This window comes from Prevotella sp. oral taxon 317 str. F0108 (assembly GCF_000162415.1).
GTDB classification, from domain to species: Bacteria; Bacteroidota; Bacteroidia; order Bacteroidales; family Bacteroidaceae; genus Prevotella; species Prevotella conceptionensis.
This window is the reverse complement of sequence record NZ_GG740072.1, coordinates 643,541-665,217: the sequence shown is the minus strand read 5'-3', so window position 1 is coordinate 665,217 and position 21,677 is coordinate 643,541. Positions and strand designations below refer to the sequence as shown.

General features: G+C 45.4%; 14 protein-coding genes and 1 tRNA gene. 11 read left to right on the top strand and 4 right to left on the bottom strand.

Translation table 11 applies throughout. From position 1 onward, the window contains the following. Positions 1 to 1,361 precede the first annotated feature (1,361 nt). On the top strand, positions 1,362 to 3,797 hold the full coding sequence (locus HMPREF0670_RS02390) for a C10 family peptidase (RefSeq protein WP_044077844.1): 2,436 nt from the start codon (positions 1,362 to 1,364) through the stop codon (positions 3,795 to 3,797). 222 nt (positions 3,798 to 4,019) lie between these two features. Here the strand turns inward: HMPREF0670_RS02390 and HMPREF0670_RS02385 are convergent, their stop codons facing one another. The 4 genes from HMPREF0670_RS02385 to HMPREF0670_RS02370 form a co-directional block, all read right to left on the bottom strand. Next, positions 4,020 to 4,505 (bottom strand): hypothetical protein, encoded by a 486-nt coding sequence (locus HMPREF0670_RS02385; RefSeq protein ID WP_044077620.1) that lies wholly within the window; start codon positions 4,503 to 4,505, stop codon positions 4,020 to 4,022. Between the two features lie 15 nt (positions 4,506 to 4,520). After that, positions 4,521 to 5,003 carry a hypothetical protein gene (locus tag HMPREF0670_RS02380; RefSeq protein ID WP_009229561.1) on the bottom strand — a complete coding sequence of 161 codons (483 nt, stop codon included), beginning with the start codon at positions 5,001 to 5,003 and terminating at the stop codon, positions 4,521 to 4,523. Between the two features lie 7 nt (positions 5,004 to 5,010). After that, a complete protein-coding gene (locus HMPREF0670_RS02375; RefSeq protein WP_044077619.1) occupies positions 5,011 to 5,862 on the bottom strand; it encodes a GyrI-like domain-containing protein in 852 nt (283 codons plus the stop codon). 419 nt (positions 5,863 to 6,281) lie between these two features. Beyond that, complete coding sequence (locus HMPREF0670_RS02370) at positions 6,282 to 7,352, bottom strand: AAA family ATPase (protein ID WP_009229559.1); 1,071 nt, start codon at positions 7,350 to 7,352, stop codon at positions 6,282 to 6,284. 470 nt (positions 7,353 to 7,822) lie between these two features. Between HMPREF0670_RS02370 and thrA the strand changes: the two genes are divergently transcribed. The 10 genes from thrA (at position 7,823) to HMPREF0670_RS02320 (ending at position 21,603) form a co-directional block, all read left to right on the top strand. Beyond that, a complete protein-coding gene (thrA, locus tag HMPREF0670_RS02365) occupies positions 7,823 to 10,258 on the top strand; it encodes a bifunctional aspartate kinase/homoserine dehydrogenase I (protein ID WP_009229558.1) in 2,436 nt (811 codons plus the stop codon). An 11-nt stretch (positions 10,259 to 10,269) separates the two neighbouring features. Further along, positions 10,270 to 11,514 carry a cofactor-independent phosphoglycerate mutase gene (locus HMPREF0670_RS02360; protein WP_009229557.1) on the top strand — a complete coding sequence of 415 codons (1,245 nt, stop codon included), beginning with the start codon at positions 10,270 to 10,272 and terminating at the stop codon, positions 11,512 to 11,514. A gap of 170 nt (positions 11,515 to 11,684) precedes the next feature. After that, positions 11,685 to 12,995: a threonine synthase gene (thrC, locus tag HMPREF0670_RS02355; protein ID WP_009229556.1), complete on the top strand. Its 1,311-nt coding sequence runs from the start codon at positions 11,685 to 11,687 to the stop codon at positions 12,993 to 12,995. 69 nt (positions 12,996 to 13,064) lie between these two features. Then, a complete protein-coding gene (locus HMPREF0670_RS02350) occupies positions 13,065 to 14,534 on the top strand; it encodes a glycoside hydrolase family 125 protein (protein WP_009229555.1) in 1,470 nt (489 codons plus the stop codon). Between the two features lie 393 nt (positions 14,535 to 14,927). Beyond that, positions 14,928 to 15,015 (top strand) — tRNA-Ser (locus HMPREF0670_RS02345). Between the two features lie 1,224 nt (positions 15,016 to 16,239). Next, positions 16,240 to 16,749, top strand: coding sequence for a DMP19 family protein (locus HMPREF0670_RS02340; RefSeq protein WP_009229554.1), 510 nt, complete (start codon positions 16,240 to 16,242; stop codon positions 16,747 to 16,749). A gap of 60 nt (positions 16,750 to 16,809) precedes the next feature. Further along, on the top strand, positions 16,810 to 17,289 hold the full coding sequence (gene smpB, locus HMPREF0670_RS02335) for an SsrA-binding protein SmpB (RefSeq protein WP_009229553.1): 480 nt from the start codon (positions 16,810 to 16,812) through the stop codon (positions 17,287 to 17,289). A gap of 100 nt (positions 17,290 to 17,389) precedes the next feature. Continuing rightward, the gene (gene metH, locus HMPREF0670_RS02330; protein ID WP_009229552.1) at positions 17,390 to 20,155 is read left to right on the top strand and encodes a methionine synthase; all 2,766 of its coding nucleotides are present in this window, start codon (positions 17,390 to 17,392) and stop codon (positions 20,153 to 20,155) included. Positions 20,156 to 20,194: 39 nt separating this feature from the next. Further along, a complete protein-coding gene (locus HMPREF0670_RS02325; protein ID WP_009229551.1) occupies positions 20,195 to 20,890 on the top strand; it encodes an ankyrin repeat domain-containing protein in 696 nt (231 codons plus the stop codon). Between the two features lie 443 nt (positions 20,891 to 21,333). Beyond that, on the top strand, positions 21,334 to 21,603 hold the full coding sequence (locus HMPREF0670_RS02320; RefSeq protein ID WP_009229550.1) for a co-chaperone GroES: 270 nt from the start codon (positions 21,334 to 21,336) through the stop codon (positions 21,601 to 21,603). The last annotated feature ends 74 nt before the right edge of the window (positions 21,604 to 21,677 follow it).

Below are 21,677 nucleotides of genomic sequence, written 5' to 3'. Positions count from 1 at the left end.
TACACGTATAGACGGCATGAGCAGTTTTGTCTAGTTTTTGGTAGATATTTTAACATTATGAGTGCCCTTTTTGTCCGCAACCGCCCACTTTGTCGCAAATAATCGATTCTCGCGAGGTTTGGTTTTGATGCAAGAAGGGGCTAACTGGTGAATGCAGAAAAATGAATTTTTATTTAAACAACCGCCATTTGCACCAGTTTTGGGGGCTATTTGCAGCAAAATGCAGTGCGTTTTGCCGCTAAATGCAGTGCAATATGCCGCTAAATGCAGTGCGTTTTGCTGCAAAACGCGAGGCAAAATGCTGCTAAATGCAGTGCAAAATGCTGCTAAATGCTAGACAACAAGCATAAAAATGCACTGCTATTGTATAAATATAGCCTCTTCGAACCATTAAAAGCATGACTGAAAAGGGCGAAATAGTCGTTAAAAAGTAGGTTTTTGGGGGCTAAAGGCGGGTAATTGGACTTGAAAAATTACGAGATTGCAATCAAACTAGAAAGGCAAAATGGTGCAAAAAGCAGGTTTTTTCTTAAAAACGGACATATTGGAAGACGTGAAAGGCTAGAATTTGTGGCTATTTACCTGCTTTTTAACCAATATTCTCGCTAGAACGGAGCGAAATTTGGAAGGGTTTTGTAAAATAAAATATAAGAATTTAAGTTTTTGAGTTGGTGAGTTTTTGAGTTGATGAGTTGATGGGTTTAAGTTTGGGTGTTGATAGGCTTGTGAGTTTGGGTGTTTGTGAGCTGATAAGTTTGTGAGTTTGTGTTTTGATTCATTCGTGAGTAGCTGTTTTTTCGTGAGTTTATAAGCAAGTGAGTTGATTTATCCTGCACTTCGTATATGAAGGGGAATGTTTATTTTGTGTCGGCATCACAAAGATAACAATCTCCACACAATTTATAAACAAACTAAAAGTCATGGCAACATCGTTCTATACGTTTTTATAATAACGTGAAATGGAAGGAGTACTAAGAAGCAAAGAATTGCCTTATGAACGAACACCTCTTCGTCTGTTTTAAACCAGAAATCCCCTATATTCCCTCGTCTTACTGTTAAAAATGAAATGTTTTTGACATTTAACGAATGTGAATTTGTAAGTTAAAATAAATAATGTTACTTTTGCATCACTTCTTAAAAGGCACAACGGTGAACAGTGCTTATGAGACAACGCGCAAGGAAGAAGTTGACAAATCAATGCTTGCCTTAGGTGTGACAGGAGGTTTTATACTTCTCATTCGTCTGCCTAAACAAAACAAACAGCACCTTGCCGGCTTTAAGCATAAGCCCAAACATGCGTAATTTAATGTATCATTATCATATAACAAGCCAAAATAATTAATATTAAAATGAACAAACAGATGAAAAAGACATTGTTTATAGCACTTACAATGTTATCGACTGCTGTGCTTTCGAATGCAAACCCAATAACAAAAGGACAAGCTTTGAATATAGCATCGAAGTACATCAACAACCCAACATTATCGAAGAACACACCTGTAACGCGCTCTGCACAAGCCAACGAGCAACCTGCATATTATATCTTCACGAGTTCGAGCGATAAAAAGTTCGTCATTATATCAGGAGAAAGCAAACTAAACGAATTGGTTGGCTATGGAGATAACATGTCGAAGAATAGCGACGAGCAACCACCATACTTCAAGAAGTTTCTAAAAGATTATGAAAATGTGGTGAAAGCAGTACGCAATAGCAGTAAGCAAGCTCCAACGACGCAGATGCCCATCAAACGAAAGGTGGAACCATTGCTTACTTGTAAGTGGAGCCAATATTTTCCTTATAACAAATATACGCTTAAAGTTGATGGTAAAACAACGCCGACAGGCTGTGTGGCAACTGCAACAGCACAAGTGATGTACCACCACAAATGGCCCAAAAACCGTCCCACAGGCTATGTTAAAAAAGAGGGCGACGAAGCTTGGAAGAGTCCTACTTATTGGTGGGGTGATATGAAAGACACCTCTAACAAGATGTTTTCAGAACGCTCCAGGCAAGCTGTTGGCGTGCTGATGCGCGACATTGGCAAAGCCGTTAACATGAGGTATTACCACAAGGGGAGCGACTCAAACTTGCAATATGCGTGCAATGCACTTCGAGATAAGTTTGATTATACGGTACGTTTCCTTGATAAAGACTTCTTGCCTGCTAACGAATTCCTCAAAGAAGTGATGCAAGAAATATCCAACGGCTACCCTGTTTTGGTTTGCGGAGGCCCACATGCCTTTGTTTACGACGGCTATGATGAGCGTGGTTTTCTACATACCAACTGGGGATGGGAAGGACTAAACGATGGTTATTTTGATATAAACACCGTTTATTTAAATGTTACGGGCTTTGCGCTTAGTGGCACGTTTTGGGATGACATGTCTGTTGTTTTTGCCCATCCCAATGATGGTAAGGCCGTTCCATTTAAGGAAATAGAACGCGGATTGGATGCTCGCACCACCACTGCATTCACCATTAGCAAAACAGAAGCAACACGAACAGAGAAATTGAGTGCTTCAATCATAAAGTTAGGCTCATATAGTCCCGTTAAAGGAAAGCTGGGTGTGTTTACCGGTAAGGTTGCACTGGCACTTTATAACCACAAGAACGAACGGGTGAAAATATTTAACTCTGCCAGCGACAACCTAGTTTGGGCATCCATTTTCACCACTATGAGTTTTGATTTGACTAACATTAGCTTTGAAGGTTTACCCAATGGACACTATCGTTTGGTGCCCGTCTTCTCTGAAATGCTTGATGAACAGACTAAGAAAAACGGCGAGTGGAAACCCATTAACCACGCCAATGAAATGGAAGTTGAACTTACAACAAACGCTGTTCGCATCAACACCAACAACCCCCAAAATGTTGTAACTATTGAAAAGAGGCCAAGTGTGCTTGCTCCTTTCTATGAAGACTCGGGCAAGATGGGCGCTTTTAGTTTCACCATGTATAACCCAGGGCGAGAAGAAGTGCGTGGCGACTTGGTGATGACGCTTAAAAGCCTTGAAACCAATAAGGTTTATAATGCCTATTTGCTTACACCTAACGTTGTTGCACAGCGTCTTGGGCACACCTCTTTCACCATCAACATGCAGGCATTATACAATAATCCTGGCGATTTCGGCAAATTAAAAACTGGTAAATACAGTGTAACCCTATCTATAAAGGTTAAGAAAAAGAATTCGGAATATATTGTTCCCATTACAATGAAAGAGCCTTTTGAAATAGAAGTGTTGCCCGATCCCCACCAAGGAACGATTGAATTTAATTTTGTAGACTTCTTAGTAGATGGTGCTAACGCCAATTATAGCACCTTCCAGCTGAACAAGATAAAAGAAATAGGTTTACAAGTGCATGCCAGGGTGGCCGGATATCAAATCAGAGAAGGTTATCGTGGGCGCATTTATTATCGTTTGCTCGACCTGACAGAAAACAAATGGATTGATTTAGGTTATGCAAATAATGTTTATCTGCCTTGCGAAAAGCCAAACGATGCAAGCAAAACACGTGTTACTTTTAACGCATCGATGTTGAAACCCAACCACGCTTACGAAATACATCTTGAAATTGAACGAGGTGGAAAACGTGAAGACGTTTGGAACCCAAATGCTAAACGCAACGTGTTCTACACGGTTGACGATTTGAAAACTACTGCTATCGACTCGTTCGGGAGCGACAACAAAGCGCCAAAGCACATCTTTAATATTGAAGGAGTGCGGCAAACACAGGCATGGGAAACCCTTCCAGCAGGTATCTACATAGTAGATGGCAAGAAGGTAATGAAGAAATAAGCATTAGCTTGCCTCGTTTTTAAGCAGAAAAGAAATGATATTAAAAGGTTGCCTTTATATACACATAAAGGCAACCTTTTTGACGTAATTATATCGCTATGGGATATAGTTGCAAGGCAAAAGCAATGCAAGTGCATGGTAAATTGCAACACAAGAGCATTGAATTTGCAGAACGAAGGGAAATGAGTTGATGTGGTTTCAAAATCTATTTCTTGGCAACATTCACTTGTATTGCGAGTAACGTTCCTTCAAATATTTCTCAATCTCACCCTTTGTTAGCATACGCAGCTGCTGGGAAGTGCAAGCCGTGTATCTAGGAGACACAAACAAAGGTTGTGCAGAGGTGCATCGCTTATGCTTATTGTTATGCAAATAATCGTTCAACTCCAACTCCGAGGGGAATATCTTGTACTCTTTTCTCCCCTTATCGTTCATTATTTCGTAGATTTGGCAAGACTTTTGCCACACCACTTCGGCTGCCCGAAGATACAAAATGGCTATATCAAGCGACTTAAAAGGGAACTTGGCACGAAACCTTCCCTTTGCATCTACGTCGGCACAGATACATCTGCCACAGCTGTTGCACACATATTGGCGATGATGACGCAAACAATCTTCGGGGTTGAGCAAAGGTGTTGCCCGATTGTTGTCGGCATAACATTCCTTACAACGACTCTGCACTGTGCCCATTTCTTTTCCGTTTACCATAATATTTCGGAGTTTTTATTCTACCATTTGCAGCAATCTACCGATTTCAGCGGCATGAGTTCGACAATAATACATGACAAAGGAGATGTAAGGAACAAACACCACGATGCCCCACGACAAGCCCTTTGCTGTGGCTTTATAATCGCCAATGCTACAAAGAACGTATGCTGCCCACGCAATATTGAGGGTCATAGTGATGTGCGATAGCTGTGCAAAGACGTTTGCACCACTCCAAGTGAAGGTAAAAAGCCCCATCGTTCCGAAATAATACATTGGTAAAAGGGCGAATGGAAGTAAGGCTGTATTGCCTTTCAACCAAAAGATTGTCACACAAACAAGGTAGACTAAACTTGTAGGCGAGCAGGCATTGAAAGCGAGCCACTGCACAAAACCAACTTTCAACGTGAATATAAAATAGCCCGAACCAAGTAGGGTGAGCAACAATAAGATTGCAGCTAGGGCTACACCAACAGCATTTCTTACTTTTGTTCTATCCATAAGGCAATTAACGTATGGGAATATACACTTCGGTTTTCAATTTCTCTGCGGAAGTTCGTTGACAGTTGTTCAGATATTTCTCGAACATTGGTTCGTCACGCAGCTCATATTCACTATTAACAAGCCAACGCATAGCCGAATCGTACACGGCAGCGAGGTTGTCGTAAGGGCCTTGATACGCAAACATGGCGTATTTTCCACCAGCAAGCGTCTTGCAACTAACTCCATCTTGCGGTTTAGCTGGCTTGTGTATGGCTAGACATATATCGCTACGCTGTTGGTTCGCTTCGGTAACCTTCGGGTCGTCGTGCGAAATGCAAAGAGTTTCAATTCCTTTTGTGAAAAGTTTCTGTTCTTTCACTACGTGCCACAAACGTAGGTAGGCATCATCGTAGTTCAGCGAACCATATTCGCCCATCAGCGACACGTAGATAAGGCTTTTGTCTTCCAGTGTTACCAGTTTTGGCGCTTTAAGAGCCAAGTTTTCGTTGATCGTTTCTCTCTTCATGATGTATCTGTTTTTGTCCGTTCTATATTGTGTCGGCGTGATGCCATATCGGCTTTTGAAGGCTTTTGAAAGCGAGGCAGGACTTTCGTAACCGATGTTGTAGGCAATTTCTTCTACCGCAAGCGATGAGTAACGCAACAGCTGGGCGGCTGTTTCTATCCGCAGTCGCGCGATAAAAGCGATGGGCGGTTCGCCTTTTATGGCTTTGAAGATACGGCAGAAGTGGAAGTCGGACAGATTGGCCACGCGTGCCAACGTCTTCACGTCTATCGTTTCGTCAAGATGTGTGGCGATGTAATGGCTCGCCTTATTGATACTTTGTATATAACTATTATGGGTGATGGTCTTCATATGCACATGAGGTTTATTATAACGGCAAAGTTACAACGCATTTCGCAAGTTCGCTTTTCCTACCTTGCTAATTTACACATTCGTTTTAAGACATCTTCTAGAAAAAAATAGAAGCTCTCAACAAGTTCTACACTAATAACCCACACGTTTGCCACATCAACCACTGTACGGCTAACTCTGGAAATAATAGCGATTCACGGTAGAATTTAAGAGAAACAAAGTGGATGAAGGAAGAACGCGGTTATAATGTTAAGTAAGGTTACAACAGCCACAAAAAACCTCCCGTCATTGTTTAGGGAAGAAACTATTCGCTAATCATCATACAGATGTATTGTAGAGTTTCCGCGAACTGAAAGCCCGGTTTTGTTAACGGGCGATTGGGGGTTATGCCCATATTCCCCCTACTCCATTCAGCCTTTCTACCCCTGCCGCTGCTTTATCCAACGTGCAAAAAACGGGTCTTCAATTTCAAAAGTGTCTAGCTTAATTACATAACCGCTTTGCATTAGCCGTTTGACGCTGCTGTATACCGTACTCGTGGGAAGTCGGCGGTTGCTTGCAAGCTGCACATTGCTTACCAATCCCATCAAAACGCTGCGGTCGGTTTTGTTGAAATTGAGCCAAATACGTTCAAAATCCAAGTCGTGTGTACGAACAAGGGTCGCAATGGCCTGCTCTACCACCTCTGCCGCACCGAACTTTTTGTAAGTCAGAAAGTCCCAAACAAGTGCGGCCAACTGCTGCGTATAATACGGATGACAACGCGTAGTGCTTAAAATCTGCTCTACCACATCGACTTTCGTGGCGCAATCCGCTGGCAATCGTTCGAGAATATACTGACTAAAATTGTCGTGTGGTATTCTATCGAGGTGCATCAGCACGCCGAAACGATAGAAAGGCGAACGCTTTCGCTCGAAAATTTCAGTCATCATCGACTCCTGACTGCCCAAAAAGATGTAGTTAACATGTTGTTGTGTTTGGATAATGGCACGCAATCGTTTGTCGATACCCTTGTCTAGCCCCATCAGTTCTTGAAACTCGTCAAACACAACCACCACCGATTCGCCTTTTTCGTTCACCTTTTCCACCAATTGCAGTGCGTCTTCTATCAATACCGTGGCATCGGTTGTGGCTTGAAAGGTTATATCGATGGTTTCTCCCGTTGGTGTGGTGGATATAGTTGGCACAACCCGAAAGCTACTTAGCAGATGTTTAAGCTTTTCCCACGGGTGCAGCTTAAATACTTCTTTCAATATCATTGCCGCTAAGCCCTCAACACTAACCACCATTTGCAGATTGAGCGAAATACACGGCCGCGACACTTGCGTTACCGCTTTCTTCACCAAGCTAGACTTACCAAATCGCCTAGGACTGATAAGTATCAGGTGGTTATCGCTGTTAAGCAATTGCTTTATGCGTTGCAGTTCATCGTCCCTATCAGTGAAGTATTCACCTTCAACAATTGTTCCAAACTTAAATGGGTTCTTCATTTGCGATAATTTTCGTTACGAACTTTTTCGCAAATATAAGCATAAGCCGTGGAAACACCAAACAACTTACACTTATTTGGCTGTATTGAGCATAATTTTAACATCCAGAAAACACTACTATATAACACATAGCCACCCAGTTTTGCACAGCTAACAGCCATCAGCGACATCGCCACAGCGCAACCTAAGATCCCCCAAAAGGGGCTGATTTGAGGTAGTAAGTTTGTGAGTTCTGCAGTGCCTCATCTATTCTAACTTCCTACTTAGAGGTAAGTTCGCAAGCATTATGCCTGATAATGAATATGCAATAAAGCCAAGAAATCGGAGAATTGCAAGATAATAAGCTTTATTTAACCATTAATTATTTAGGCCGTTTGTTGGTGGTATATCTATTTATTGTTATTTTTGCATCGAAATTATGTTCAACCTCATTTGTTCTGGGGCAACACAATATTAAATTATAACAATAGATGAAAGTTTTAAAGTTTGGCGGAACATCAGTAGGTTCCGTAAAGAGTATTTTGTGCTTAAAGCGCATTGTGGAAACCGAGGCTAAGCGACAACCCGTGATTGTGGTTGTTAGTGCATTGGGAGGTATCACCGACAAGCTTATCGCCACAGCGCAAATGGCCGTAGGTGGAAACGAGAAATGGAGAGGCGAGTTCGATGAAATGATGACGCGACACCATCAATTGATCGACACCATCATTAGCGACACCACGGCTCGCGAGCAACTTTTCAACACCGTTGATAACCTTTTCGAACAGTTGCGCAGCATTTATACGGGCGTTTTCCTTATTCGCGACCTCAGCGAGAAAACGCAAGACGCCATCGTGAGCTATGGCGAAAGACTGAGTTCGAATATCGTGGCAGCACTTATCCGTGGTTCTAAATGGTTCGACTCGCGCGAGTTTATCAAGACCCGACGCAAAAACGGAAAGCATGTGCTAGATAGCGAACTGACGAATAAGCTTGTTGTAGATACGTTTTCGCCCTTACCACGCGTGTCGCTTGTGCCAGGTTTCATTTCGTTAGACCAAGATACGGGCGAAACAACCAACTTGGGGCGCGGTGGTTCGGACTACACGGCTGCCATACTTGCAGCTGCCCTAGATGCAGAAGTATTGGAAATTTGGACCGACGTGGACGGATTTATGACGGCCGACCCACGCATCATCAAGACCGCTTACACCATAAAAGAACTAAGTTATACCGAAGCGATGGAGCTTTGCAACTTCGGCGCGAAGGTTATCTATCCACCTACCATCTATCCCGTATGCGTAAAGAACATACCCATACGAATTAAAAACACTTTTAACCCCAAGGCCGAGGGTACAACCATCAAACAAAAGGTTGAAAGAACGGATAAACCCATACGAGGCATTTCGAGCATTAACGATACTGCGCTCATCACGGTTGCAGGTTTGTCTATGGTTGGCGTTATTGGCGTTAACCGCCGTATATTTACCGTTTTGGCCAACAATGGCATCTCGGTATTCCTTGTTAGTCAGGCATCATCAGAAAACTCTACCTCTATCGGTGTGCGCGAAGAAGACCTTGCAGCAGCCGTAGAAGTGCTAAACAAGGAGTTCGCGAAAGAAATAGAGATGGGCGCGATGTTCCCCATGAAGGCCGAAAGCGGACTGGCAACTGTCGCCATCGTGGGCGAAAACATGCGTAATACGCCAGGTGTTGCAGGCAAATTATTTGGTACGCTTGGGCGTTCGGGCATTAGTGTCATTGCTTGTGCACAAGGAGCAGCCGAAACAAACATATCGTTTGTGGTGTCGGCGGCCTTCTTGCGCAAGTCGCTTAACGTTATTCACGATTCTTTTTTCCTCTCCGAATATACCGAACTCAACCTCTTTATCTGTGGCATCGGAACGGTGGGCGGAAAACTTATCGAGCAAATCAAGAGCCAAGCCGAAGAGTTGCGCATGCGTTCGCGCCTTAAACTGCGCGTGGTTGGCATCGCTAGTTCTAAGCTGATGATGTTCGACCGCAATGGGCTAGACCTGGACAACTATGCAGAACTGCTGAAAGACGCCGAAATATGCACGCCCGAAAGCCTGCGTAACGGGATATTGGAGATGAATATCTTTAACAGTGTTTTTGTGGATTGCACTGCCAGCAAAGACGTTGCCGACCTATATCAAACGCTTTTAGAACATAACGTAAGTATCGTTACGGCCAATAAGATAGCCGCATCTTCGAAATACGAGAAGTATGAAAGGCTAAAACAAACGGCGCTTACGCGAGGCATTAAGTTTAAATACGAAACGAACGTGGGCGCAGGCCTTCCTATCATCGGTACCATCAACGATTTGAGAAACTCGGGCGACCATATCTTGAAGATTGAGGCCGTATTGAGCGGAACACTTAACTTTATCTTCAACGAACTTTCAGCTGCTGTGCCCTTCTCCGAAACAGTACGTCGCGCTAAGGCGCAGGGATATAGCGAACCCGACCCGCGTATCGACCTTAGCGGCACGGATGTGGTGAGGAAACTCGTGATTTTAGCACGCGAGGCAGGCTATAAAGCAGAGCAAGCCGATGTGGAGAAACAGCTTTTTGTACCCGATAGTTTCTTTGAAGGTTCGTTAGAAGAGTTTTGGGAGAACCTTCCCACGCTCGATTCCGACTTTGAACGGCAGAGTCAACAATTGGCAAAAGAGGAGAAACGATGGCGATTTGTGGCCACAATGGACCACGGCAAGACCTGCGTTGGCCTGCAAGCCGTAGACAAGAGCCATCCATTTTACAACCTGGAAGGCTCGAACAACATCGTTTTGCTTACAACCGAACGCTATAAGCAATATCCCATGCAGATACAAGGCTATGGAGCTGGTGCCGATGTAACAGCTGCCGGCGTGTTTGCCAACATCATGAGCATTGCCAACATTTAACTTCATCTGCAATGAAACATCTCATCATACTAGGCGACGGCATGGCCGATCATCCAGTTGAACGGCTAGGCGGAAAGACGCTGTTGCAGTACGCAAACACGCCTTACATGGACTTATTAGCACGACAAGGCCGAACAGGCATGCTGCAAACCATCCCCGAAGGTTTCGCTCCGGGGTCGGAAGTGGCCAATACAGCCATCTTAGGCTACGACCTAAGCCAGGTTTACGAGGGCCGAGGGCCATTAGAGGCAGCCTCTATTGGCTACGATATGCAGCCCACAGACCTCGCCTTGCGCTGTAACATCCTTACTTTGACAGGCGGATTGATAAGAAATCACCACGGCGGACACCTCAAAACCGAAGAGAGCGAACCCCTCATCGAGGCTTTGAACAAGGCCTTATCCTCGGATATAGTAAAGTTCGCTATGGGCATTCAGTATCGTCACTTGCTTATTATAAAAGGAGGTAACAAGCATATCGATTGCACCCCACCGCATGACCACCCCGATGAGCCTTGGCAACCCTTGCTCGTTAAACCGCAAGAAGGTTGGGAAGACATACGCGAGATGGGCAGAATGACGGCCAGAGAAACGGCAACTCTGCTAAACGAACTGATAATAAAGTCGCAACAAGTGCTTTCTAACCATCCCTTGAACAAGCAAAGGGCGGCCAAAGGAAAGCTCCAAGCCAACAGCATTTGGCCGTGGGGCGGCGGCTATCGGCCAGCAATGAAAACGCTTACCCAGCTATATCCCAACGTGCAGTCGGGTTCGGTAATCTCTGCGGTAGACCTCATACGTGGCATTGGCCATTATGCAGGCTTGCGAAACATTGTTGTTGAGGGCGCAACAGGACTTTACAACACCAATTACGAAGGTAAAGCCGCAGCTGCTATTGAGGCTTTAAGGCACGACGACTTCCTTTACTTGCACATTGAAGCGAGCGACGAGGCTGGACATGACGGCGATTTAGAACTGAAACTCAAAACCATCGAGGCCTTAGACCGTCGTATTGTGGGTCCTATATATAATAAGGTGAAAGGTTGGAACGAACCAATATGTATCGCCATACTACCCGATCACCCCACACCCGTGGAGGTCCGCACACATGTAGACGAGCCAGTGCCGTTCCTGATATGGCACGAAGGCATCGCACCAGATGCCGTTCAGACCTTCGATGAACAGAGTTGCAAAAGTGGTAGCTATGGTTTGCTTAGGCCGAACCAATTTATGCAAACATTTATGCACATTCAATAGTTGCGGTTCGTCGGTTAGTGAGTTGTTAAGTTTAAAAGTTCTTCGGCATTCAAACGCATTACGGTTTATCCGTCTGTAAGCTGTAAGACCAAGGCAATAAACCATAAAACGCCCAAGCTTAGCAACAAACTCCCCCACAAACTCAATAACTCATAAACATTAAACCACAGATGAGATATTACAGTACGAATGGTAAAACGGAGCTGGTAGACCTTCGCGAAGCGGTGGTTAAGGGCTTGGCTGCCGACAATGGGCTATTCATGCCCGAACGAATAGCAGCTTTACCCACAACGTTTTACGAACAGATAGACAAGCTTTCCTTTCAAGACATAGCCTTTACGGTGGCACAAGCCTTCTTCGGCGAAGACGTTGAGGCAGCCGCCCTGCGAACAATTGTGAACGAAACACTGGCTTTCGATTGTCCAGTAGTGCCCGTTCAGGCCAATCGCTACGCCCTAGAATTGTTTCACGGGCCTACTTTGGCCTTCAAGGATGTAGGAGCGCGTTTCATGGCCCGACTACTAAGCCACTTTGTAGGTCAAGACCGCAAACAAGCAATCAACGTGCTAGTGGCCACAAGCGGCGACACAGGCTCGGCCGTGGCCAATGGTTTCTTGGGCGTCGAAGGGGTGAACGTGTACGTGCTATATCCCAAAGGAAAGGTAAGCGCTATACAGGAAAGTCAGTTTACTACGTTGGGACAAAACATCACAGCTATCGAGGTTGATGGCGTTTTCGACGATTGTCAGGCTTTGGTAAAGCAGGCTTTCATGGATAAAGAGCTGAACGAGCAGTTGCTCCTAACCTCGGCTAACTCCATAAACGTCGCCCGTTTTCTTCCCCAAGCGTTCTATTACTTCTACGCTTATGCGCAGATGAAGCGGCAGGGCCTGCACAGCGAACTGGTATTTTGCGTGCCAAGCGGCAACTTCGGCAACATCACAGCGGCCTTATTCGCCCATCGCATGGGCTTGCCCATAAAGCGTTTTATCGCCGCCAACAATGCAAACGATGTCTTCTACCAATATTTACAAACGGGTAAATACCGGCCAAAGCCCAGTGTTCAGACCATCGCCAACGCCATGGACGTAGGAAATCCCAGCAATTTTGCCCGAATTTACGACCTGTATGGCGGCAATCACCACACGATAAGCCAACTAATTGCAGGTTTCCGTTTCAACGACGATGAGATAAGGGCAACCATACGCGACTGTTTCCAGCAAACAGGCTATGTGCTCGACCCACATGGCGCATGCGGCTATAAGGCATTGCAGCTGTCGCTCAGCGAGAACGAGCATGGCGTTTTCTGCGAAACGGCGCATCCCGCCAAGTTCAAAGAAACGGTAGATGCTGTGTTGCCCACCCCAATAGACATCCCCGAAAGGCTGGCTCGCTTTATGCAAGGGCGCAAGCAGACCTATCCCATGAACAATTCGTTTGACAAGTTCAAGGCTTTCCTTCTGCAAAACGCGCCGCGTTAAACAATGCGAGCACTATTGCCCAGTTCTAAACATGCCCATTACAAAACAAAACCCCTAATCAATAAATAAATGAAATCTTTCTATTTGGCACTGGCCTTACTAGCCCTGCCCACCCAACAAATGTTGGCCCAAAAGAACAAAGTGTACGGACAAGAATACATCGAGGCCATTGCCGACAACACGCGCCTCTATGTTAGCAAACGACCAGACGTAAAGGACAGGTTGTTCCGTTCTGAGGTTATCGACAAAAAGATAGAAGAGGTAAAGAAGTTGCTTAAAGGCAACCGATACCTCGCATGGATGTTCGAAAACTGTTTCCCAAACACGCTAGAAACAACGGTTCACTACCGAAAGCTTAATGGCGAAGACGATACTTTCGTGTACACTGGCGACATTCCCGCCATGTGGCTCCGCGATTCGGGTGCGCAAGTGTGGCCCTATGTACAGTTTGCCAACAAAGACCCCAAGCTAAAAGCCATGATTCGCGGCGTTATTCTTAGGCAATTGCGACAGATTAACATCGACCCCTATGCCAATGCGTTTAACGATGGGCCTACGGGCGAAGGGCATATAACCGATAAAACGGAGATGCAACCAGAGGTATTCGAACGTAAATACGAGATAGACTCGCTTTGTTATCCCATCCGTTTGGCTTACCACTATTGGCAAGTTACGGGCGATATGTCTGTATTTGGCACGCTTTGGCAAGAGGCCATAAAGAAGATACTGGCCACATTTAAAGAACAACAGCGCAAAGACGGACAGGGAAAATACCGCTTTGAACGCGAATCGACACGCCAAACCGAAACCTTGGGCGGCGACGGATATGGCTCGCCCGTAAAGCCTGTGGGCCTTATCGCCTCTTGTTTCCGCCCATCCGACGATGCAACAACGATGCTTTTCCTCGTTCCGTCTAACTTCATGGCTGTGTCGGCCATGAACAAAGCCGCCGAAATTCTCGCGAAAGTAAACAAAAATCAGGAACTAAGTCAGTCGTGTAAAGCGCTTTCCAACGAGGTTGCAGCCGCTTTAAAGAAGTATGCCATAACCGGACACCCCAAGTATGGCAAGATATACGCCTTTGAAGTAGATGGATATGGCGGAAAAGTGTTGATGGACGATGCCAATGTACCCAGCCTTTTGGCACTTGGTTACATGGGCGATGTGCCATTAAACGACCCCATTTACCAAAACACACGCCGCTTTGTTTGGAGCGAAGACAACCCCTGGTTCTTTAAAGGAGCGGCAGGCGAAGGCATCGGCGGCCCGCACATCGGCGCAAACTATCCTTGGCCAATGAGCATTATGCTCAAAGCGTTCACCTCGCAGAACGATGAAGAGATAAAACAATGTATCAAGATGCTGATGGAAACGGATGGCAACACGGGCGTTATGCACGAATCGTTCAACAAAGACGATGCTCACAAATACACCCGCGCATGGTTTGCATGGCCTAACACGCTGTTCGGCGAGCTGATTTTGAAACTAATCAACGACGGAAAAGTTGATTTGCTGAATAGCATTCAGGTGAAAAAGTAAATCGTTTAAACCAAACCGATCGTTGTTTTTTAGACTTTATCTGCGCATATTTCTCTTACTTCTTGGTGGAACATAGTGAACTATGCGACTGAAAAGGTAAGGGAAAGATGCCAGATAAAGACAAAAGATGTTGCAGAGCGAACTGAACAAAGAAAAAGGCAGTGAAGTGCTAACTTTAAAAAGAGAAAAGAAACAAGCGTGTAATTTTTAGAACATGCCTTAAACCATTATCGCCAATGCAATTCTCCATCACACAACGCGAAAAGGCGCAGCAAGAAAGCTAGAATAAACCATTTTATCCACACCTTGTTCGCATTAATATGGCATGAATAAGAAAAATATCGCTTGAAATGCGTGTATTTGTGATTTTATTGTTACCTTTGCACCGCATTTGGAAGATTGGCAGAGTGATCGAATGCGCTGGACTCGAAATCCGGTATACCCCTTTCGGGTATCGGGGGTTTGAATCCCTCATCTTCCGCAAGCATTTTAACAAGCCAAAAGGAATGTTCCACTTGGCAAAACAAATAAGAATCGCTGTAAGACTAACGTTTTACAGCGATTTTTGTTTCCTCTTTGCATCCACCCCTCTGCTTATAAACACACGAAAACCCAACAACTCCCGAATACAGCAACTTAACATCTTGCAAACTCAAAAAGCCATAAACTCACATACTCATCAACCTACATACTTCATCTGCTCATCAGTTCATCAACATACAAATTCATATCAACTCACAAACTCACCCAATCACCAACTTACAAACTCATATCAACTCATGAACTCACAAACTCACCAAATCATCAACCCCAAAATTCACCAAATCATCAACTCAAAAACTTAAATTCTTATCTTTAATTTTACAAAATCGTTCTAATATTCACTCCGTTCTAGCGAAAATACAGGCTAAAAAGTTGGTAAAAAGCCGCTTTTTATAGTCTTTTACGCCTTTACCTTTGTCTATTTTTGAGAACAAAAGCTGCATTTTGCACCATTTAGCCTTTCTAGATTGGTCGTTGACTCATAATTTTTCAACCCCTACAACCTGCTTTTAGCACCTAAAAACCCGCTTTTTAACGACTATTTCACCCTTTTCAGCCACGTGTTTCATGGTTCGAAAGGGTTATATTTATGCCATTATCGTGTATATTTATGCTTTTTGACCTGCGCTAAGCACCATTTTGCACCGCATTTAGCACCATTTTGCCTTGCGTTTTGCAGCAAAACGCACTGCATTTAGCACCAAAACGCATTGCATTTAGCGGCATATTGCACTGCATTTAGCACCAAAACGCATTGCATTTTGCAGCAAATAGCCCCAAAATGGGTGTTAGCGACGGTCTGCTTAAATAAATATTCATTATTCCGCATTCACAAACTACCCCCCTTTTGCACCATAACAAACCGTCGCGAGAATCGATTTTTTGCGGCAAGGTAGGCAGTTGATGGGCAGAAAGGGCACTCAGAATGTTAAAATCCTTACTAAAAACTAGACAGAAACAGTTGTGTCGTATGCACACGCATGGGCAAATGTCACGGCCAGCACGTACGCTTACAAACGCCAACGCGAGCGGTTGCAGGGCATAATTTTGCATTTAGAAAGGCAGCAGAACACCCCATTGCACACTTTCTTACCCCTATTTTGCAGGCATTACGTGCTTTTGTTGTAACTTTGTACACCATAATAACATATAACATTCAAGTATGCCCAACAAAGTAACAGTTAGCGATGCCGCTTTAAGACAAGCAGCGGAAGAGGGAATGGACGCCTTTGTAGACATCTTTGTAGATGCCATCAATGCCTCTGTGGGCGGAAAGCTAACCGCCGAAACCATGTCGCAGCTCAACGCCAGCCAAATAACACTCTTGGCTTACCGCATTCTGCGCGACGAGGTGATGGACGGAGGGTTCATCCAACTGATACACAACGGCTATGGCGGCTTTATCTTCCTCAATCCCTTTGCCATGATGGTCAAGCAATGGGGCATCACAGAATTGGGGCGACTCATCAGCAAGGCACACTCCAACTACAAGAAGTATCATGAGGAGATAGAGAAAGACTGTACTGACGAAGAGTTCATGTCGCTTTTCGAGCGGCTCCCTATTTTCGACGACTTCGACGACACTTTCGTTGAACACGAGGAGGAGTGGACGGCTGCCATAGCACAGTATATAGACGGGCATATAGAAGAGTTTGCAGAAATTGTGAACTAGAACGGCTGTTGCATGGAGCAAACCTGCTAACAAGCCACATTTAGAAAGAAAGGACAAACAATGGGCAAAGAAACAGATTCGATAAGAAAGAAAAGCGCCGTACAGATAAGAAACAAGAAGGCTTCGTTCGAATACTTCTTCGTTGAAACGTTTATGGCTGGCATCGTTCTTACAGGAACGGAAATAAAGTCTATCCGTATGGGCAAGGCCTCGCTGGTAGACAGCTTTTGCTACATCAACAATGGCGAAATGTGGGTAAAGGGCATGAATATTTCGCCCTATTTCTACGGCTCGTATGCCAACCACGAGGCCAAACGCGACCGCAAGCTGTTGCTCACCAAACGCGAGATACGCAAACTTCAAGAGGCAACCAAGCAGGTGGGCTTTACCATCGTGCCGACACTCGTGTTTATCGACCCACATGGACGGGCAAAGGTAGACATCGCACTGGTGCGTGGCAAGAAAGAGTTCGACAAGCGGCAAACACTTAAAGAGAAAGAAGACCGCCGACAAATGGACAGGGCGATAAAGCGGTATTAAGAAAGCTGGTTACAATAGTGCCAGAGGTCGTTTTAAAAAGCCAATGTAAAGTTAGTACAACACGCCGATGGGCGTAAATGGGAAAGGAAAGGTCGACAAGATGAAAATTCAGGATATAATTAAACAGCGCATCATGATACTCGACGGTGCGCTGGGAACCATGATTCAAGACTACAACTTGGAGGAAAAAGACTTCAGAAATGCCGATTTGGCAGAACATAAAGGTCAGCTAAAAGGCAACAACGACGTGCTGAACATCACTCGTCCCGACCTCATTCTCGACATTCACCGCAGGTATTTGGCCGCAGGTGCCGACCTCATTGAGACTAATACCTTTTCTTCGCAAGTCGTATCGCAAGCCGATTACCAACTCGAACACCTATCGCGCCCGATGGCCTTGGCTGGTGCAAGACTGGCACGAAAGGCCGCCGACGAATTTAGCACACCCCAATGGCCGCGCTTTGTGTGTGGTTCGGTTGGTCCAACGAACAAAACCTGCTCGATGAGTCCCGATGTTAGCGATGCCGCCGCACGCGACATTACCTACGACCAACTATTTGATGCCTATCGCGAACAAGTGGGCGCGCTGATAGAAGGCGGTGTAGATGCCATCTTGATAGAAACCATTTTCGACACGCTTAACGCCAAAGCCGCCATCGACGCTACCATGACCGAGATGCAGGCACAGGGCCTTGAACTACCCATTATGCTGAGCATGACGGTGAGCGACTTGGCAGGACGAACCCTTAGCGGACAAACCATTGAGGGATTTCTTGCCAGCATCAGTTCGTATCCAATCTTCTCGGTTGGGCTTAACTGCTCTTTCGGTGCCGACCAAATGAAACCTTTCCTCAAAGAATTGGCCAGCAAAGCTCCCTATTACATTTCGGCCTACCCCAATGCAGGACTGCCCAACACGATGGGACAATACGATGAGACCGCAGAAAGCATGTCGCCGCAGATAGCCCAATTTATAAACGAAGGCTTAGTGAACATCATTGGCGGCTGTTGTGGCACCGACGACAAGTTTATTGCCAGCTATGCGGCTTTGGCCAAAGGGAAAACGCCACACGCCGTGGTGAACAAACCCACCACGCTTTGGCTCTCTGGGCTAGAAATGCTAAACGTTACGCCCGAAGTTAACTTCGTTAATGTGGGCGAACGATGCAACGTGGCAGGTAGCAAAAGGTTTCTTCGACTTATCAAGGAAGGACAATACGACGAGGCCATAAGCATTGCACGCAAACAGGTAACCGATGGCGCATTGGTGCTAGACATCAACATGGACGACGGTTTGCTTGATGCGGAAAAAGAAATGACCACGTTTCTCAACATGATTGCGGCAGAACCCGACATCGCACGCGTACCCATCATGATCGACTCTTCTAAATGGGATGTCATCATGGCAGGCCTTAAATGCGTACAAGGCAAATGTATCGTCAACTCTATTTCGCTGAAAGAGGGCGAAGAACAGTTTATTGAACACGCACGAGCCTTGAAACGCTTTGGCGCAGCATGCGTGGTGATGTGTTTCGACGAGCAAGGACAAGCCACAACCTTTGAACGGAGAATAGAAATTGCGCAGCGCGCATACCGCATTCTTACGCAAGAAGTGGGCATGAACCCGCTAGACATCATCTTCGACCCGAATATTTTGGCCATCGCAACGGGCATTGAAGAACACGACAACTATGCATACGAGTTCATTCGTTCGATAGCGTGGATACGTAAGAACCTGCCTGGCACGCATATCAGCGGCGGTGTGAGCAACCTTTCGTTCTCGTTTAGGGGCAACAACTATATTCGCGAGGCCATGCACGCCGTTTTTTTGTACCACGCCATCAACGAAGGCATGGACTTTGGCATCGTAAACCCATCGTCGAAAGTTACTTACAGCGACATCCCCATAGACGAACTGGAAATTATCGAAGATGTTATTCTCAACCGAAAGCCCAATGCAGCCGAGGCATTGATTGAGTTGGCCAACAAGAAAAAGGAGGAGGAAGAACAGCGGAAGGCTGGTTTGGCAAACGGCGACAGCAGCGTACTAAAGCAAGAAGAGGAGCAATGGCGGAGTATGGAACTGGACGAACGTCTGAAATACGCCCTTCGCAAAGGCATCGGCGACCATCTGGATGAAGACTTGCACTTGGCTTTGGAGCATTATCCGCACGCCGTAGACATCATTGAAGGCCCTTTGATGGCAGGCATGAACGAGGTTGGCGAACTTTTTGGGGCAGGCAAGATGTTTCTTCCACAAGTTGTAAAGACGGCACGAACGATGAAACAGGCCGTGGCCATTCTGCAACCTTACATCGAGAAAGAAAAGAAAGTGGGAGCAACGAAAGCCGGTAAAGTTATCCTGGCTACGGTGAAAGGCGATGTGCACGACATTGGCAAGAACATCGTGGCGGTGGTGATGGCTTGCAACAACTACGAGGTGATAGACCTTGGCGTGATGGTTCCTGCCGAACAAATAATTAGGAAGGCCATTGAAGAGAAGGCGGACATTATTGGCTTGAGTGGACTTATCACACCTTCGCTAGAAGAAATGATTAACGTGGCACAAGAGATGGAGAAAGCTGGTTTGGACATCCCCATCATGATTGGGGGAGCTACCACTAGCCAACTGCATGTTGCTTTGAAGATTGCACCCGTGTATGGAGGACCTGTGGTTTGGATGAAAGATGCTAGTCAAAACTCGTTGGCTGCCGCCAGACTGCTGAACAAGAGCGAAGAAACAGCCTATGTTAATGAACTGAACGACAAATACGAAAGTTTAAGGGCTGGCTATCAAGACAAGCAACAAAAGCTGTTGCCCATAGAAGAGGCGCGTAAAAATCGGCTTAGGCTGTTTGATGATTAAGTTGTAGCGCGACGTTAACATTATAACATACGACAACCAATGAAAAAAATGACACTTTTCTTTGCACTGCTTTTGCTCTGCATGGCCGGTTTGGGACATGCCCAAAACGCTGTGCATAAAGATTATTACCGCTCGGCTATAAAGGCTATAAAAAACAACAATCTGGCTGAATTGGCAGCCAATATGAAGTATATAAACAATGTAGATTCCTTTATTCCCTTGGATTCTTACCACTCCTATTCGCTGTTAGGCTATGCCTGCCTACATAAAAATAAGTCTGCCATACAGAAACTGATTGCCATGAAAGCGAATATAGACGAGGCTTTTGCCGACGAGATATTTATATATGATGCACTTTACATGGCTATTAACAATGAAGATGAAGACTTGGTGAAACAACTACTGACTATGGGAGCAGACCCAAACAGGCCTTATAACGAGAATGGACTGTGCCCTTTGGCGGCAAGTTGCAATGTGAACAACGTAGCAATAGCCTCGCTACTATTAAAACATGGCGCAAAAGCAAATGGATTGGGCAACTTAGGTGGCGACTATATCGAATGTCCGCTAATCAAAGCCGTCATAAAAGGAAATAAAGATATGGTTCTGTTGCTGTTAAAACATGGAGCAAAGAAAGGAATAAAGGACGAAGAGGGGCGAACTGCGCTCTATTATGCAAAACAGCTGAAGCACACCCCAATCATACAAATACTAGAAAAAGCACCAGGTAACTAAAGTTTCCCACTTGTGATTTTCCGCCCTATTTCCACTTATATGCTCATTTCAACATACCGCAAACGGGACATTTCACATCGTGGCAATGTATGTTAACGACTGCATGGCAATCTGGTTCCGCAGTCGCGGAAGACAGAAGGCCGACAAGAGACATCATCTTTTCGGCATCCGCATGGCCAGCTCCGGGTCTCTCCATCGTTTCGCAAACATCGATGACGAGATTGTTCCACAAGGGCAATCAGGAGGTTCTCTATTAGCACTATGTTCGCAGACTAGAAACACAAATGAGACTGACACAAAACAATCTGCAATGCGAAAAAATGTCAGTTAAGGCATGCCAAGATGTCAACCAACGCTTTTGGCACGCTTTTCGTATAGCATAGGTCGAACGCCTAATCATAAGGCATTCCTTGAAAAGAGATTTAATTTAAAACTTAAATACAATGAACATTCAACCATTAGCAGACAGAGTATTAGTTTTACCCGCCCCCGCCGAAGAGAAAGTGGGCGGCATCATTATCCCCGACACGGCCAAGGAAAAGCCACTGAACGGAACCATCGTTGCAGTGGGTGAAGGCACGAAAGACGAGCAGATGATTTTGAAAGAGGGCGACAACGTGCTGTATGGCAAGTATGCCGGCACCGAACTTGAATACGAAGGAAAGAAATACTTGATGATGCGCCAAAGCGATGTGCTGGCCATTGTGAAGTAAGTAACCCGTTGTTTAACCCCATGTGATATTTGGGACTATGGTGCGAAATGTGCACCATTCTATCCCAACACAGA